The following is a 15,227-nucleotide window of genomic DNA, read 5'->3' as shown; positions in this document are numbered from 1 at the left end:
GTGGCCATCTGGCGGTCGCAGATCGACACCGGCTCGGACGCATATCGGCAGAACCGCGCGGATATGCTGGCGCTGGTGGAAGGTTTCCGCGCGCTCGAACAGCGCGTGCGCGACACCTCGAATGCGCGCCGTCCGGTATTTGAGAAGCGCGGCCAGCTCAGCCCGCGGGATCGTCTGGCGCATCTGCTGGATCGCGGTGCGCTGTTTCTGGAGATCTCGACGCTCTGCGGCTACCGGATGCACGACGATGACGGTGGCGAAAACATCATGGGTGGCGGCTTCATCGCCGGCATCGGTTCGATTGCCGGCATCCGTTGCATGGTCACGGCATCCGATTCCGGTATCAAGGGCGGCACCATTGCGCCGATGGGGTTGCGCAAATCCTTGCGCGCGCAGGAGATCGCCTTCCGCAACAAGCTGCCGGTGGTGAACCTGGTCGAATCCGGCGGCGCCAACCTGAATTACCAGGCCGAGATTTTTGTCGATGGCGGACGCGGCTTCGCCAACCAGGCGCGCATGTCGGCGGCCGGCATCCCGCAGATAACAGTCGTGCACGGCTCCAGCACGGCGGGCGGCGCCTATATCCCGGGCATGAGCGACTATGTCGTGGTCGTCAAAGGCCGTGCCAAGATTTTCCTCGCCGGGCCGCCGCTGCTGAAATCCGCCACCGGCGAAATCGCCACCGATGAAGAACTCGGCGGCGCCGAGATGCATACGACGGTCTCGGGCGTCGCCGAATTCATGGCCGAAGACGACGCCGACGGGTTGCGCCTCGCGCGCGAGATTCTGCAGCGCCTGCCGTGGAACGCGCGCGGTCCGCAGCTGCAGAAGAAAAGCTGGTCTGCCCCCGCATACGACATCGACGAGCTCTGCGGCATCGTGCCGGTCGACTATCGCAAGCCTTACGACGTGCGCGAGGTGATGGCGCGGCTGACTGACGCTAGCGACCTGACCGATTTCAAGGCGCTATATGGGTCACACACGGTCTGCGCGCAGGCGAGCATCGAGGGCGAGGCCGTCGGCCTGATCGGCAACAACGGGCCTATAGACACCGAAGGCGCGGTGAAAGCCGCGCAGTTCATCCAGCTCTGCGACCAGGCCGACATGCCGCTGGTCTTCCTGCAGAACACCACCGGTTACATGGTGGGCAAGGAGGCCGAGCGCGGCGGTATCGTCAAGCATGGCTCGAAGATGATCCAGGCGGTGACCAATGCGCGGGTGCCGAAACTCACGCTGCATATAGGCGCCAGTTTCGGCGCCGGCAATTACGGCATGTGCGGTCGCGCCTACGATCCGCGCTTCATTTTCGCCTGGCCCAACAACCGCATCGCCGTGATGGGGCCGGAACAGGCTGCCGGCGTGCTCGGCATCGTGGCGGAAGAGAAATTCCGCCGCGCCGGCGCCGAACCCGACATGGCCGCGCTGGAGAAGATGAAGGCGAAAGTCGTCGCCAAGATGGAAGCAGAAAGCACGGCGTACTTCGCCACCGCGCGGCTGTGGGATGACGGGTTGATCGATCCGCGCGACAGCCGTCGCGTGCTGGCCATGTGTTTGTCTGTATGCCGTGAAGCCGATGCACGGGTGACCAAGCAAAACGCGTTCGGGATTGCGAGGATGTAGGTTTCATTGTCACCCGCGGGCCTGACCCGCGGGTCCCATTGAATGGGATGCCCGGGTCAAGCCCGGGTATGACGACAGAGGGAGGAAAAAATGGAATTCACCCAGGAACATGAAGGCCTGCGCCGCAACCTGATCAAGTTCATCGACACCGAGATCAACCCGCATGTCGAGGACTGGGAACGCGACGGCATCTTCCCGGCGCATGACCTGTTCAAGAAAATGGGCAACCTCGGCTTCCTCGGCATCAACAAGCCCACGGAATATGGTGGCCTCGGCCTCGATTACTCCTACCAGATGGTGATGATCGAGGCGCTCGGCCATATCAACTGCGGCGGCGTGCCGATGGGCCTCGGCGTGCAGACCGATATGGGCACGCCGGCGCTCGCCCGTTTCGGTTCGGATGAGCTGCGCAAGGAATTCCTCAGCCCCGCGATTGCCGGCGACCAAGTGGTCTGCCTCGGCGTGTCGGAAGTCGGCGCCGGCTCGGATGTGGCCGGCATCAAGACGACCGCGCGGAAAGACGGCGGCGACTATGTCATCAACGGCGGCAAGATGTGGACCACCAACGGCACCCAGGCCGACTGGATGTGCCTGCTCGCCAATACCGGCGAAGGCCCGATCCATCAGAACAAGTCGCTGCTCTGCCTGCCGATGAAGACCAAAGGCGTGCAGATTGCGCGCAAGCTCGACAAGATGGGTATGCGCAGTTCGGATACCGCGCAGGTCTATCTCGACGACGTGCGCATCCCGCAGCGCTATCTGATCGGCCAGGAAGGCCACGGCTTCGTCTACCAGATGCAGCAGTTCCAGGAGGAGCGGCTGTGGTGCGCTTTCTCCTCGCTGATGGCCTTCGACCGCCATATCGACGAGACCATCGAGTATACCCGGCAGCGCAAGGCCTTCGGGCAATCGATCCTCGACAATCAGGTGGTGCATTTCCGCATGGCCGAATTGCGCACCGAGGTCGAACTGCTGCGCTCGATCAGCTATCGCGCCGCCGACCTGATGCTGAAGGGCGAGGATGTCACCATGCTGGCCTCGATGGCCAAGCTGAAGGCCGGCCGTCTGGCGCGCGAGATCACCGATGCCTGCCTGCAGTATTTCGGCGGCATGGGCTTCATGAACGAAACGTCGATCAGTCGCGCCTATCGCGACAGCCGCCTCGCTTCGATCGGCGGCGGTGCCGATGAAGTGATGCTCGGCATCATCTCGAAATACATGGGCATCCTGCCGGGCAAGAAGAAGTAAGGCATAGTGGGCGCGGTTCAACAGAAAGCTGTCATGCCCGGGCTTGTCCCGGGCATCCACGTCTTGCGTTTGAACGACGGTATCAAAGGCGTGGATGGCCGGAACAAGTCCGGCCATGACAGTTGTGGAATTGTGGAATAATGCCGGGCTTCACCACCATCCTAGTGGCCAATCGCGGCGAGATTGCCTGCCGGGTGATCCGCAGCGCACAGGCGCTCGGCTACAAGACGGTAGCGGTGTATTCCGAGGCCGATGCCGGCGCGTTGCATGCGCAGCAGGCAGACCGCGCCATCTGTATCGGTCCGGCGGAGGCGAAGCAGAGCTATCTGAATATCGACGCGGTGATTGCAGCCGCCAAAGCTACCAGCGCCGATGCGGTGCATCCGGGTTACGGCTTCCTGTCGGAGAATGCGGACTTCGCCAAAGCCTGCGCGGATGCCGGTCTCATATTCATCGGCCCGCCGGCCTCGGCGATTGCCGCGATGGGCAACAAAGCGGCGGCCAAGCAGCGCATGATCGCTGCCGGCGTGCCCTGCGTACCGGGCTATCAGGGTAGCGACCAATCGGATGTAACGCTCGCCAGGGAATCCGAGCAGATCGGTCTGCCGGTGATGGTGAAGGCTGCGGCCGGCGGCGGCGGGCGCGGTATGCGGCTGGTACACACTGCCGCCGATCTCGGCGATGCGATCCGCACGGCACGTCATGAGGCCGAGAATGCCTTTGGCTCCGGCGAGCTGATCCTGGAGAAAGCCGTCGTCAACGGCCGCCATATCGAGATCCAGGTGTTTGCCGACAGCCACGGCAACTGCATCCATCTCGGTGAGCGCGACTGTTCCGTGCAACGCCGGCACCAGAAGGTGATTGAGGAAGCGCCTTCGCCGGCAGTGAATGCCGATCTGCGCGCGCAGATGGGTGTGGCGGCCGTCGCAGCCGCGAAAGCCATTTCCTATATCGGCGCCGGCACGGTGGAATTCCTGCTCGACGCCAATGGCAAAGACTTCTATTTCCTGGAGATGAACACCCGCCTGCAGGTCGAGCATCCGGTGACGGAAGCGATCACCGGCCTCGATCTGGTGGCGCTGCAGATCCGCGTCGCCGCCGGCGAGGCACTGCCGCTGACGCAGGACGATGTACGGCTGGATGGCCATGCCATCGAGGTGCGGCTCTATGCCGAGGCGCCGGCGCAGAATTTCCTGCCGCAATCGGGGCAGCTTGCTCTCTGGTCGCCGCCGGCCGGCATTCGCGTCGATCACGGCCTGCATGCACGCGACCAGCAGATCACGCCGTTTTACGATCCGATGATTGCCAAGCTGATTGCCCATGGCGGCACCCGCGAGGAGGCGCGCCGTCGCCTGATCGCCGCGCTGGAACAGACCGCCGCGCTCGGCATCAGCACCAATCGCGGCTTCCTGATCGAGCTGCTTTCTCATAAGGAGTTTGCAGCCGGTAAGGCCACGACGGCCTTCATCCCGCAGTATTTCGCGTCGCCCGCCACGCCGGTTGCCGATGCCGCCTTGCAGGCCATTGCGGCGCTCCTGTGGTTCGAACGCGGTGCGACGCAGTTCGGCCATGATCCGGCCGATGCCTGGTCGTCCAACGGCAGCCTGGCCTGGCCGGTGAAACTCGGTATCGGCGAGGGTAGCGCGAAACTGGCGGTCACTGTCCTCGGCAAGGATCGCTACCGCATCAATGACGCGGATTACACAGTGACTTCGCGCGGCGACACCCGCCTGCGCGTCACAGCCGGCGGCATCGAACGCGATGTCGTCTATGCTTTTGCCGGCGACGAGCTGCATCTTTCCAGCGGTGCGGCCGATCTCGCCTGCCGCGATTTGACCTGGGCGCCGCCGGCTGAAGCCGAGGGTGCGGCCGAGCGCGAACTGCGCGCGCCGATGAATGGCAAGATCGTCGCCGTGCTGGCGGCTGCCGGCGATCAGGTGCAAAAGGGCCAGCGCCTCGTCGTGATGGAAGCGATGAAGATGCAGCATGAAATGGTGGCGCGTGTCGATGCCACCATCGAGGCCCTGCCGGTCAAGGTCGGCGATCAGGTGGCGGCGCGGCAGCTACTCGCCGCACTCACGCCGGCGAACGCATCATGAGCGAAGCCCCCAACTCTGATCAGACGCGCGCCACACTGCGTGCGATCACCGAGGCCGATGCCGAGGGCTATCGCGCCTGCCTTGATCGCGTCGCGGCGGAGCGGCGCTATCTCGCCTTCACCGCGGCGCCGCCCCTGCAGGAGGTGAAATTCTACATCAAGGCGATGCTGCAGCGTGGCCTGCCCTTCATCGTCGCCGTCGATGGCAGCGGCCTGGTGGTCGGCTGGTGCAACATCCATGTGCTGCCGCAGACCGAGCATCGCGTCGGCTTCTCGCATGTTGGCACCGTCGGCATGGGGCTGGATGCACCGCATCGTGGCAAGGGGCTCGGCCGCGAGATGCTGCAATCGGTGTTCGACACGGCCGGCCGTGTCGGCATCGAGCGGGTCGAACTGCAGGTCTATGCCAGCAACGAAAGCGCCGTGAAGCTGTATCGCAGATTCGGCTTCGTCACGGAGGGCATCAAATCCCGCGCCCGCAAGATCGACGGGCAGTATGACGACATCATCATGATGGCGCGGCTGCGGCCGCCCTCGAGAGGCTGATCAAGCATGCTCGGCACCTCGCCCTATTACACGGCCGATCACGAGGCCTTTCGCGACCAGCTGCGCCGTTTCGTGGCGAAAGAGATCACGCCCTTCGCCGACCGGTGGGATGAAGCCGGCGAATTCCCGCGCGAGCTTTACAAAAAGGCCGCGGACATCGGCCTGTTGCAGCTGAATTTCCCGGAAAGCCATGGCGGGATTGCCGCCGACCGCTTCTACGCCATCATCGCCGGCCAGGAACTAGCGCGCGCCGGATCGGGCGGCGTGGCGGCTTCGCTGATGAGCCACACCATAGGTTGTCCGCCGATTGCCAAATTGGGCTCGCAATATCTGAAAGACAAAGTGCTGCCCGGCGTGCTCAGCGGCGAGAAGATTTCCGCGCTCGCCATCACCGAACCCGGTGGCGGCTCGGATGTGGCGAATCTCAAGACCACCGCGAAGCTGGACGACGACCACTATGTGGTGCGCGGCGAGAAGACGTTTATTACATCCGGCATGCGCGCCGATTACTACACCGTGGCAGTGCGCACCGGTGATGCCGGCATGGGCGGGATTTCGCTGCTGCTGATCGAGCGCGACGCGCCCGGCTTCACGCGCACGCCGCTGAAGAAAATGGGCTGGTGGGCTTCGGACACCGCGACGCTCCACTTTGATGATTGCCGCGTGCCGGCCGAGAACCTGATCGGGCCGGAGAATCGCGGCTTCATGGGCATCATGCTCAACTTCAATGATGAGCGGCTCGGGCTGTCGGCCGGCGCCATCGGCTTCGCCCGGGTGGCTTACGAAGACGCGCTGGACTATGCGAAGCAGCGCGAGACCTTCGGCAAGCCTCTGATCCGGCACCAGGTGATCCGCCACAAGCTGGTCGACATGGCGCAGCGCATCGAAGCGAGCCAGGCGTTTCTGGAGCGCATAGCATGGGCATTGGACAACGGCGAAAACCCGGTCGCCGAATTGTGCATGCTGAAGAATCAGGCGACACAGACGATGGCCTTCTGCGCCTCAGAAGCCGTGCAGATTTTCGGCGGCGCCGGTTTCATGCGGGGGCTGCGTGTCGAGCGCATCTACCGTGAAGTGAAGGTCAACACCATCGGCGGCGGCGCCGAAGAGATCATGAAGGATCTGGCGAGCCGTCAGCTGGGGTGGTAACAGGGTATATTGTCCCCCGACAATTCCGCACTGGCTTCGCGTGAAATTCCGGCCTAGAAGCGGGGCTTCAGTTTCCGGAGCGCTTCCCCATGCAGATGTCCGACATTCCCTTCGGCACCACCGACTGGTCGACCATCGCGCCGACCCAGCACAAGGGTGAGACCGGCAGCGCCACCTGGCGCACACAGAATTTCGGCGGCATCCGCGTGCGCCGCGTCGACTACACGCCGGGCTATCTGGCCGACCACTGGTGCGTGAAGGGACATATCCTTTTCGTCCTCGAGGGCGAACTGGTCACTGAACTCGAAGACGGCCGCGAATTCGTGATGAAGGCCGGACAGTCGTATCAGGTCGCCGACAATGCGGAGCCGCATCGCTCGCGCACTGTCACTGGCGCCAAGCTGTTCATCGTGGACTGACGAGGTAATTGCCGGTCGGCTCCTGCTGCGGCTAGACTGCTCCGCATAACGATAAAGATCCGCCACCCGCCAATCGCCCACCCGGAGGAAATCCACATGGCCCAGGCCTTTGCTGAAAGCCGTGTCGAATCGCCCTATGCCTGGCTGCGTCTGATCACCGCCATTGTGATCGGCACCATCGGCGGAGTCGGCATGTGGTCGCCGGTTCTGGTGGTGCCTGCGGTCCAGGCCGACTTCGGCGTGGCGCGCGCCGAAGCCGCGCTGCCCTACACGCTGACCATGATCGGTTTCGTCTTCGGCAGCATCATCGCCGGTCGCATGGCCGACAAGCGCGGTATCATTTTTCCGGTCGTGCTCGCCACGATCACCATGTCGGCCGGCTACATGCTGGCCTCGCAGGCGCCAAGCTTCTGGGTCTTTGCCGCGATCTGTGGTCTGATGGGCTTCATGGGCAGCGCGGCCTTCTTCGCGCCGCTGCTGGCCGATACCTCGATGTGGTTCGATCGCCGGCGCGGACTGGCCATCTCGCTCTGTGCCGCCGGCAACTATGTCGCCGGCACGATCTGGCCGCCGGTGCTGGAATATTTCATCTCGGGCCATGGCTGGCGCGATACGCATTTCCACGTCGGTGTCTTCTGCCTCATTACTCTGCTGCCGCTCAGCCTGCTGCTGCGCCGTCGGCCGCCTGTGCAATCCGCACCGGCCGCCACGGCGCAGTCGGGCATGGCGCGTCCGCTCGGCCTGCACCCCAATCTGCTGCAGGGCGCTATCCTAGTGATGGGACTTGGCTGCTGTGTCGCCATGTCAATGCCGCAGGTGCATATCGTGGCCTATTGCGTCGATCTCGGATACGGCCCGGCGCGCGGCGCGGAGATGCTGTCGCTGATGCTGGGCTTCGGCATCATCAGCCGGCTGGCCTCCGGTTACATTCTCGACAGGATCGGCGGATTGAAGACACTGCTGCTGGGGTCCACCCTGCAGATGCTGGCACTGGCGCTCTATCTGCCCTTCGACGGACTGATGTCGCTCTACGTCATTTCCGCCGTTTTCGGCCTGGTGCAGGGTGGCATCGTGCCGAGCTACGCCTTCATCATCCGCGAGCTGTTTCCCGCTGCGCAGGCCGGCCTGCGCGTCAGCCTGGCGATTTCCGCCACGCTGGCCGGCATGGCGCTGGGCGGCTGGATGTCAGGCAAGATCTACGATTTCACCGGGTCGTACCAAGCGGCGCTGCTGAACGGCATCGCCTTCAACATGATGAATATCCTGATCGCTGCCTGGCTGCTGCATCGCCTGGCAGGCAGCAGGCGCCGCATCGCTGCGACGCCCGCATAATCACGCCATGCGGGCGCTGCCGTTGCGCGCCGCGGCGGCGTCCTTCTCAGAACTGCGGTCCAGCCGTTCGTCGGCGCGCAGCCGCGTTGCGGTCAGTTCGCCGGCCTGTTCCAGGATGGGATAGGCCACCGCCGTCAGGTGGCTGTTGACGCGCTTGAGATCGCGGATCAGGTCGAGATGGATCGCGCTGGTCTCGATGCTTTCGGCGCGGCCGGCGCGGATGCGCTCATAGTGGCTCTCGGCGGCGCGCTGTTCGGCCAGCCGCAGCTCGGCTTTTTCCTGCAGCAGCTGGCGCGCCATCTTCACGTCGCCCGACATGAACAGGTTGCAGGCCATCTGCAGGTTGGCGGCGACGCGATGGTGGAAGTCGGTCAGTTCGGCCAGGCCTTCCTTCGAGAAGGCCAGCTTGTTCCTGATCTTCTTCTGCGCCAGCTCCATCAGGTTCTTGTCGATGATGTCGCCGATATGCTCCAGGTTGGTGGTGAAGGTGAGCACGTCGACATAACGCCGACTCTCCGATTCATCCAGGCCATGTTTGCTGAGTTCGGTGAGGTACAGCTTGATCGCCTCGTACAGCCCGTCGACTTCGTCGTCGGCCTTTTCCACCGTCTTGGCCAGCTTGGAATCGTCCTTGGTGAACACCGTCATGGTGTCGTCCAGCATGCGGGCGACGGCATCGCTGAGCCGCAGCGTCTCGCGTGCGGCAGCGGCGAGCGCGACCGTCGGCGTATCGAGCGCCGAATTGTCGAGATAGCGCGGCTTGCCGCCGGATTCGAGCGTCGGCAGATCGGGCATCAGGCGCCGGGCCAGCTTGTCGAGCAGCGTGACGAAAGGCAGGAAAGCCACGGCAATCGCGATGTTGTAGGCGGTGTGGGCATTCACCGCCATGCGTGCGCCGTCTTCGCCCGCGTAAGCCAGCCAGTGCGGCAGCTGCGAAATGAAGGGCAGCACGGCCAGCGTGGCGATCACGCGGGTGATCAGGTTGGCCAGCTGGGCGCGGCGCGCGGCCGGCGGCTGGCCGGTGCTGGCCACCAGCGGCGAAATCGCGGTGCCGAGATTGGCGCCGATCACCAGCGCCACGGCGAGGGTCGGATCGACGGTGCCGGCCTTGGCCAGCGAAGCCGCCAGCAGCACGGTGGCGAGGCTGGCATGGCTGAGCCAGGTGAGCAGCGCAAACAGCAGCACGCCGAGAATCGGTTCGCGTTCCAGCGGCAGCAGGATGGCGGCCAGGCCCGGCGCATCGCGCAGGGGCGCGCTGGCACCGATGATCATTTCGAGCGACAGCAGCATCAGGCCGATGCCGATGCCGAGCCGGCCGACATGGCGCGGCATGCCGCTTTCGGAGGCGAAGAAGCCGATGACGCCGACGATGATGCAAAGCGGCCCGAGCCAGTGCAGGTCGAGCGAGAGATATTGTGCGGTGATCGACGTGCCGATGCCGGCGCCGAGCAGCACGGCNNTGCAGCAGGGCAGTGACGCCGATGCCGGCGAGGAAAGCCTGGAAGCGGTTGCGCATCGCGCGGCCGAGATAGCGGCGCAGGGCGGCGCCGAAGGCCCGGGTCATGCCGGTGCGCACCATGCGCACGCCCCAGAGCAGCAGGGCCACACCGGCCACGAGATGGAGAAGCAGTTCGGTCGCGCCAGCGTTTGCGGAAATCATTCTGCCGCCCCCCGGTCATGGCGCGCCGTCATCAGGCTGGCGGGGGGCAGGGAAGTGTCCAGGATGCCGTCGGGGTCTGGATCTGGATCGCGGAAAACAGCCATTTATTTGAAGCCTTTACGGGAAATCAGGATTGTTACAGATTCATTACACCTATATGACATAAAGCCCAAGTCCTTTAAATCCCGCTAAAGGGGTGTCGCGTGCAGCATAAAATGAACACCGTGCAGTCAGCGGTGATCCGCTGCGCGGTTTCAGTTTGAACATAGGGTAGGCCGGAGCTTTGGCCGGAATAAGGCGAAGCGGCCAGCCGCCTGGCTGGGAAGCCAGTTTTTGCAAAGACTTTTGTTGCCTGTCCGGGACAGGGTCGCCGCTAGGCTTCTGGAGTAGGCGCAGGTCGTCTTGCTTTCTGCGCGCGTCCAATGCGATTCCAACATTCCTCAGATTGAGATCGGTAATCGACGCGCCGATGCCGGACGTCCGTTAGCAGATCGCATAGGAGTCAGATCGTCCTGAGAGTCCGGCGCGTACCGCAAGACACGTATACTCTGCTGGCCAGTAATTTGTAGCCGATCTGGCTGATCCATACGGTCTCTCTCGAATCATGACCACCGTCGATCGCCACAGCCTCTCACCCCTGCATCCTTCCGAAGTGGCGCTGCCGAAGCCTTGCGGCTCCTGCGCGATCGGGGCGCTGTACATTTGCGACAGCCTGTCGCCCGCCGAGCAATCCTCCTTGCGCGGTGGCTAAGATGAGCCAGTACCGACGGAAGAAAGTAGAACTGAACGCGGCTTAGCTCATTGCCCCCAGTTTGCAATTTGTGGCGGCAGGGCCATAGCGACACGCATGGAAACGGTATCCTGAAGCTGGAACATGCCGGTCAGCGGCAGCTCGAAACTTTCGCTCCAACGCGCGAGGCCGCTTTCCGTATCGGTGAGATAGGCGGAGACACGTAGCCGGTCGTCCTCGCGCTGGATCAGGCCGTCCAATACGGCATGCACCTGCATCTTCCGGCCGGCTGCCACGGGATCGGTTGTGCCGGAGAATTCGCGCACCGCTCCCAGTGGGCGCATACCGATGCCAGACACGCCGTTGAGACGCGTGATGATGGCGTCGGCGACTCCCAGACCGAGATAAATTTCGGTCGCATCGAGCCCCGTAGTGGCGAACGGCAGGACTGCTACCGTAATTAATATCTCGCGCTCGCTTTCGGTCAGCCAAGTCGATCCGCCGTGGGCGATCCACGAGCCGCCACCCATGACCGCGACCAGGAGTACAGCTGCGGCGGCCCAGGCGTGACGCCGATGTCTGGATGGAGGAGTCTCGCCGGTAGCAGGCGTCAGGGGTGTGATAGCGGTGGACGCTCCGCCGGCTGGAGCTTTGGCCTTAACCGTGCCGGTGAAGCGATAGCCGGCCTTGGGGACCGTTTCGATATAGTCGACTGAATCGCCATTGTTGAGGAGCTTGCGCAGGCTCGAGATATGCACGGTGAGATTGCGCTCTTCGACCACCACGTCCGGCCACAGACGCGCATATAACGCCTCGCGGGTAACTAGCCGGCCTTCGGCTTCGACCAGCGCCTGCAGGATTTCAAGCACCTTGCCGGCCACAGGCACCTGTTCGCCATTGCGCGTCAATCGACGCTCGGCGAAATCCACGGCATACGGCCCGAACTCAAAANNCGGCCCGAACTCAAAAACACGCATTGATCCCCCAAACAACACTCTGAATTGATGTTTTTTTGACCTCCCTTTGCGCGCGCTCACTCGCTGGATTTTTCTAGATTTGCATGCTTTCCGGGAATCTAGCCATCACCCGGAACAGGGGGGTCTATGGTCGGATACAAGGCGGTCATCGCAGCGGCGCTGCTTGTCACAGGCATTGCAGGTGTGATGCAGGGCGCGACCGCGCAGCAACAGACACCCTCGGCCGATCCCAGGACCTGGGCTCCTTACACTGACGGCATTGCCAGCATGACACCCTATGCGTGGGTCAACGGCGTCTCCCCGGGTGACCCGCGATTGGCTGGTGCGGTGATCGGTGGTCAGGTCGGCGCGCAAGCCATGATGCTGTGCCGGGCGCGCCACCAGGGCGGCCTGCATCCCGGCAAGGTCTGGGCTGGCAAATGCAATATCGGCTATGGCGGTCGCGAGCTTGCCATCGCCGATTTCGACATTCTGACGCGTTCGGTGCCGCAGCAATACGCGACTTCGTTTCCCGATGTCTGGCGCGAACCCGCAGGCATTGACCCGAGGATGTCTTTCGTCGCCGGCAATGAAGGCGCGCAGGCAATGCGCCCCTGCCGCGCAGCGTTGCAGGACGGCATCCATTCCGGCAAGGAAGTCGCCGGCAAGTGCAACATCGGCTGGGGCGGCAAGGAGATCACGATCGAGAAATACGAGGTCCTGGTGCTGCCGAACCTGTTGGCTGGCGGCCAGGTCCCCCCGGTCGCGGCCCAGCCCGTGCAGCGGCAGGCAACCCAGCAACAATCGACGCAGGTCCAGACCTCGCAATTCCAGCAAGGCGTGATCGTGACCCCGGGCAAGATCGAGACCAAGCCGGCCGCCGATCCGCAACCCCAGCTGGTCATCACCAATTCGGGCAACCTGCAAGTCGGCGACCCGAGCAAGCTCCAGCTGGACCAGAAGCCTAACGTCAAGGTCGGCGGCCCAGTGATCCTCAACACGCCGGGCGCCAGTGTTACGCCTGCCGCCCAGTTCAGCTATCCGTCCAACCCGGTCGGGAGCAGCCCGATGTGCGGCGGCATCGTCAATGGCAAGCCGCAGCCGCCTTGTGATCCCATGGGCGCGACCTACGAGGGGCCGGCGCGCGGCTCGTGTCCGGCAGGATCGTTCTTCGATGTCGGTCTGTGGCAGTGCTGGTCGTGCCCGCAAGGCTACGAACGCAGTACTGCCGCCGTCGACACGGCCCGGGCCTGCGCGCGCCGGGATCCCAATGCTCGCGGCGAGCTGGGCCCGGCCAGGTATATGGGCCCGCTCTGCCCGCCGGGGTCGTTCCACGATCCGATCCGTGGCGGCGAATGCTGGAGCTGTCCGTCCGGCTACGAACGCACCATCGCCCATATCGATGCAGGGGATGCATGCGTCCGGCCGGCGCGCGACGATCTGAAGTCGGCCATCCGCCAGAAGCGCACGATCTGGCCGCACGAGTGCTCGAGTGGCCAGTTCCACGATGGTTGGGACGGCGGCAGCTGCTGGTCTTGCCCCAGCGGGTACAACCGTACCGGCAACCATATCAACAGCGGCGAAGCCTGCTCGCGTTCGCTGTCGGCCCAGATCGCCCGCGCATCGGTCGTCAAAAGAGCCCAGTGCGAAGCTGGCGAGATTCACGACCTGAAGATTCCCGGGCAGCAGGATACCCGCACCGGCGGCGGCTGCTACAAATGCGCGGAGGCGTGGGATCGCACCGTCCATGACGTCACGGGCCCGCAGGCATGCGAGAAGGATCCGCGCATGGAGTTTGCGCGCGCGACATTCCAGGCCGCGCTGACCTGCCCGTCCGGGCAGCACTTCGATCTGATCGGCGTATCGAACGCAGAACTCTCGGCGCTGCGGGCCAGGAACCTGGTCAGGGGAAATCCCGGCGCGGCGAACAGCGGCACGTGCTGGTCCTGTCCGACCGGCGCGAAGCGGACGGTGTACTCCGTGAAGGATGCCAACGCCTGCAGCGCTCCGGACGGGTTCCGCTGGTCTACGGCGCCCTACGACGAGCCGGGCCTGTTCCGGCTGCAAGGGGCCGAGGCCGCGACGCTGGAGATCCTGCGCGAGCGGAATGGCATTGAGATCGCAATCGCCGAACTGGCCAAAAACACCAACACGCCGGTCGCCACGGTGCGGCGCGAGGTCTGGGAGGAGATCGCCAGGGCACCGCAGGACAGCGCGGTTCTCAAAGCGGTCCTGTTCGCGAAGCTCCTGGACGCAATCGCGCAGCCCTCCGTGGCCACGCCGGCGCAGAAGGAGCTGCTCCAAAGCTTCGGCAGGTACATCGTCGCGCGACGGACCTATACCGCGCAGGACGCGCTACTGGCCTACGAGGCATGGGCCCAGGCGGACACCTACTGGAGGCAGCAGCGGAACCAGACCGCCGGCAACATGGTTGCGCTGCTCGACACCGGCGTAGCGCCGCCGGATTTCGAGGAGATCGGCCATGTGGGCCTGATTGTGGGTATGACGGCGAGCGGCGTTGCCAGCACCGGCTATACCATGGCCATGCTCGGGGGCGCGTTCACGAAGCTGGCGCCGTACGCGACCCAGGTCGCCAAGCAATCCGGCATAAAATTCGCACAGAAGGTCGCGCTGAAGGCCGGTGAAGACCTGACGAAAGTTATGGTCAAGAATAGCACCAAGGCGGCCATTGTTACGGCGAAGAAGGCCGGTACCAAAGCGACGATGGCCGCCATGAAAATGATCGCCAGCGCCGGTCCGCAAATCATCATCTTCATTGCGACGGAGATCATCACGGCCGAGTTCGAGAAAATGGAGAGCATCACCCAGGCCCGCCCCAAGCTGCAAACCGCTTTGGCGACGGCCAGGCAGGCCCCGGACTTTTCCCGCATGACGGCGAGCGAGCAGGGCATGGGAAATGTGCAGGGATACTGGACGCTCGCTACGGGATCCGAGACGCCGCCGTCCGCGGCCGGGGCCGCCGAGATCCGGGCCCATGCCGTTGCCGCGCTGAACGGAACGCCCGTCGGGCAGGCGTTGCAGCCCGAAAGTTCGTCGGCGCGTGGCATGTGCATCGGTTATGCGGCCAACTACGTCGGCATCCGTCCGTGCAACGAGGACTCGACCCAGTGGATCTTCGTCGCGCAAAACGGCGAACTGCGAAACGGCGGCCTCAATGCCTGCATGGACGTGGCCGCGAGCGGGGCGAGTCCGGCACTCCAGGCCTGCGATCCCCGGCGCGCCACCCAGCAATGGTCGCTGCAGCAGGATGGCCGGATCAGGAACCAGTCCACGGGTACCTGCCTTGGCATCCACGGGGCGGCGAGCACGACAGGCGCCATCATCACGATGGCGAATTGTGCGCAAGGCCACGTGTGGAAGCCGAAGACCTGAGTAAGTAGAGCGTAAGGCAGAGGGGGTATCATGGGGGAATCGATGCGGCGTGGCGCGGGATTGCGAACCGCGCTCG

11 protein-coding genes and 1 pseudogene are annotated in these 15,227 nt (G+C 64.0%); 9 read left to right on the top strand and 3 right to left on the bottom strand.

What is annotated here, in order from left to right:
* The 7 genes from CTR53_RS12325 (at position 1) to CTR53_RS12295 (ending at position 8,412) form a co-directional block, all read left to right on the top strand.
* Entirely contained in the window at positions 1-1,620 is a 1,620-nt protein-coding gene (locus tag CTR53_RS12325) for an acyl-CoA carboxylase subunit beta (RefSeq protein WP_290813593.1), read from the top strand.
* A gap of 90 nt (positions 1,621-1,710) precedes the next feature.
* Positions 1,711-2,868: an acyl-CoA dehydrogenase family protein gene (locus CTR53_RS12320; protein ID WP_290813590.1), complete on the top strand. Its 1,158-nt coding sequence runs from the start codon at positions 1,711-1,713 to the stop codon at positions 2,866-2,868.
* A gap of 140 nt (positions 2,869-3,008) precedes the next feature.
* The gene (locus tag CTR53_RS12315; protein ID WP_290813587.1) at positions 3,009-4,967 is read left to right on the top strand and encodes an acetyl-CoA carboxylase biotin carboxylase subunit; all 1,959 of its coding nucleotides are present in this window, start codon (positions 3,009-3,011) and stop codon (positions 4,965-4,967) included.
* Complete coding sequence (locus CTR53_RS12310; protein WP_290813584.1) at positions 4,964-5,512, top strand: GNAT family protein; 549 nt, start codon at positions 4,964-4,966, stop codon at positions 5,510-5,512. The genes CTR53_RS12315 and CTR53_RS12310 overlap by 4 nt, the downstream gene beginning before the upstream one ends.
* A 6-nt stretch (positions 5,513-5,518) precedes the next feature.
* Positions 5,519-6,661: an acyl-CoA dehydrogenase family protein gene (locus tag CTR53_RS12305; RefSeq protein ID WP_290813581.1), complete on the top strand. Its 1,143-nt coding sequence runs from the start codon at positions 5,519-5,521 to the stop codon at positions 6,659-6,661.
* Between the two features lie 89 nt (positions 6,662-6,750).
* Positions 6,751-7,080 carry a DHCW motif cupin fold protein gene (locus CTR53_RS12300; RefSeq protein ID WP_290813578.1) on the top strand — a complete coding sequence of 110 codons (330 nt, stop codon included), beginning with the start codon at positions 6,751-6,753 and terminating at the stop codon, positions 7,078-7,080.
* Positions 7,081-7,176: 96 nt separating this feature from the next.
* On the top strand, positions 7,177-8,412 hold the full coding sequence (locus CTR53_RS12295; protein WP_290813575.1) for an MFS transporter: 1,236 nt from the start codon (positions 7,177-7,179) through the stop codon (positions 8,410-8,412).
* Here the strand turns inward: CTR53_RS12295 and CTR53_RS12290 are convergent, their stop codons facing one another.
* The gene (locus CTR53_RS12290) at positions 8,413-9,060 is read right to left on the bottom strand and encodes a PhoU domain-containing protein (RefSeq protein WP_290813826.1); all 648 of its coding nucleotides are present in this window, start codon (positions 9,058-9,060) and stop codon (positions 8,413-8,415) included.
* A gap of 222 nt (positions 9,061-9,282) precedes the next feature.
* Positions 9,283-9,976, bottom strand: a pseudogene (locus CTR53_RS12285) (Na/Pi cotransporter family protein); the annotation flags it as partial.
* A gap of 700 nt (positions 9,977-10,676) precedes the next feature.
* On the opposite strand from CTR53_RS12285, the gene CTR53_RS12280 reads away from it, so the two are divergent.
* The gene (locus CTR53_RS12280; RefSeq protein WP_290813572.1) at positions 10,677-10,823 is read left to right on the top strand and encodes a hypothetical protein; all 147 of its coding nucleotides are present in this window, start codon (positions 10,677-10,679) and stop codon (positions 10,821-10,823) included.
* A 47-nt stretch (positions 10,824-10,870) separates the two neighbouring features.
* Here the strand turns inward: CTR53_RS12280 and CTR53_RS12275 are convergent, their stop codons facing one another.
* Positions 10,871-11,779, bottom strand: coding sequence for a winged helix-turn-helix domain-containing protein (locus CTR53_RS12275; RefSeq protein WP_290813570.1), 909 nt, complete (start codon positions 11,777-11,779; stop codon positions 10,871-10,873).
* Between the two features lie 126 nt (positions 11,780-11,905).
* Here CTR53_RS12275 and CTR53_RS12270 point away from each other — a divergent pair, with 126 nt between their 5' ends.
* Complete coding sequence (locus CTR53_RS12270) at positions 11,906-15,151, top strand: DM9 repeat-containing protein (protein ID WP_290813567.1); 3,246 nt, start codon at positions 11,906-11,908, stop codon at positions 15,149-15,151.
* Positions 15,152-15,227: the final 76 nt, after the last annotated feature.

Source organism: Ferrovibrio sp., assembly GCF_002796975.1.
Taxonomy (GTDB): domain Bacteria; phylum Pseudomonadota; class Alphaproteobacteria; order Ferrovibrionales; family Ferrovibrionaceae; genus Ferrovibrio.
Note: the sequence above shows the minus strand (reverse complement) of the source record. Positions and strands in the feature narration are given on the sequence as shown.

What these genes read in the sequence shown, in the direction of transcription:
- CTR53_RS12320 (WP_290813590.1), top strand. Translation starts at nt 1,711, where the DNA reads ATGGAATTCACCCAGGAACATGAAGGCCTGCGCCGCAACCTGATCAAG.
- CTR53_RS12315 (WP_290813587.1), top strand. Translation starts at nt 3,009, where the DNA reads ATGCCGGGCTTCACCACCATCCTAGTGGCCAATCGCGGCGAGATTGCC.
- CTR53_RS12310 (WP_290813584.1), top strand. Translation starts at nt 4,964, where the DNA reads ATGAGCGAAGCCCCCAACTCTGATCAGACGCGCGCCACACTGCGTGCG.
- CTR53_RS12305 (WP_290813581.1), top strand. Translation starts at nt 5,519, where the DNA reads ATGCTCGGCACCTCGCCCTATTACACGGCCGATCACGAGGCCTTTCGC.
- CTR53_RS12300 (WP_290813578.1), top strand. Translation starts at nt 6,751, where the DNA reads ATGCAGATGTCCGACATTCCCTTCGGCACCACCGACTGGTCGACCATC.
- CTR53_RS12295 (WP_290813575.1), top strand. Translation starts at nt 7,177, where the DNA reads ATGGCCCAGGCCTTTGCTGAAAGCCGTGTCGAATCGCCCTATGCCTGG.
- CTR53_RS12290 (WP_290813826.1), bottom strand. Translation starts at nt 9,060, where the DNA reads ATGACGGTGTTCACCAAGGACGATTCCAAGCTGGCCAAGACGGTGGAA.
- CTR53_RS12280 (WP_290813572.1), top strand. Translation starts at nt 10,677, where the DNA reads ATGACCACCGTCGATCGCCACAGCCTCTCACCCCTGCATCCTTCCGAA.
- CTR53_RS12270 (WP_290813567.1), top strand. Translation starts at nt 11,906, where the DNA reads ATGGTCGGATACAAGGCGGTCATCGCAGCGGCGCTGCTTGTCACAGGC.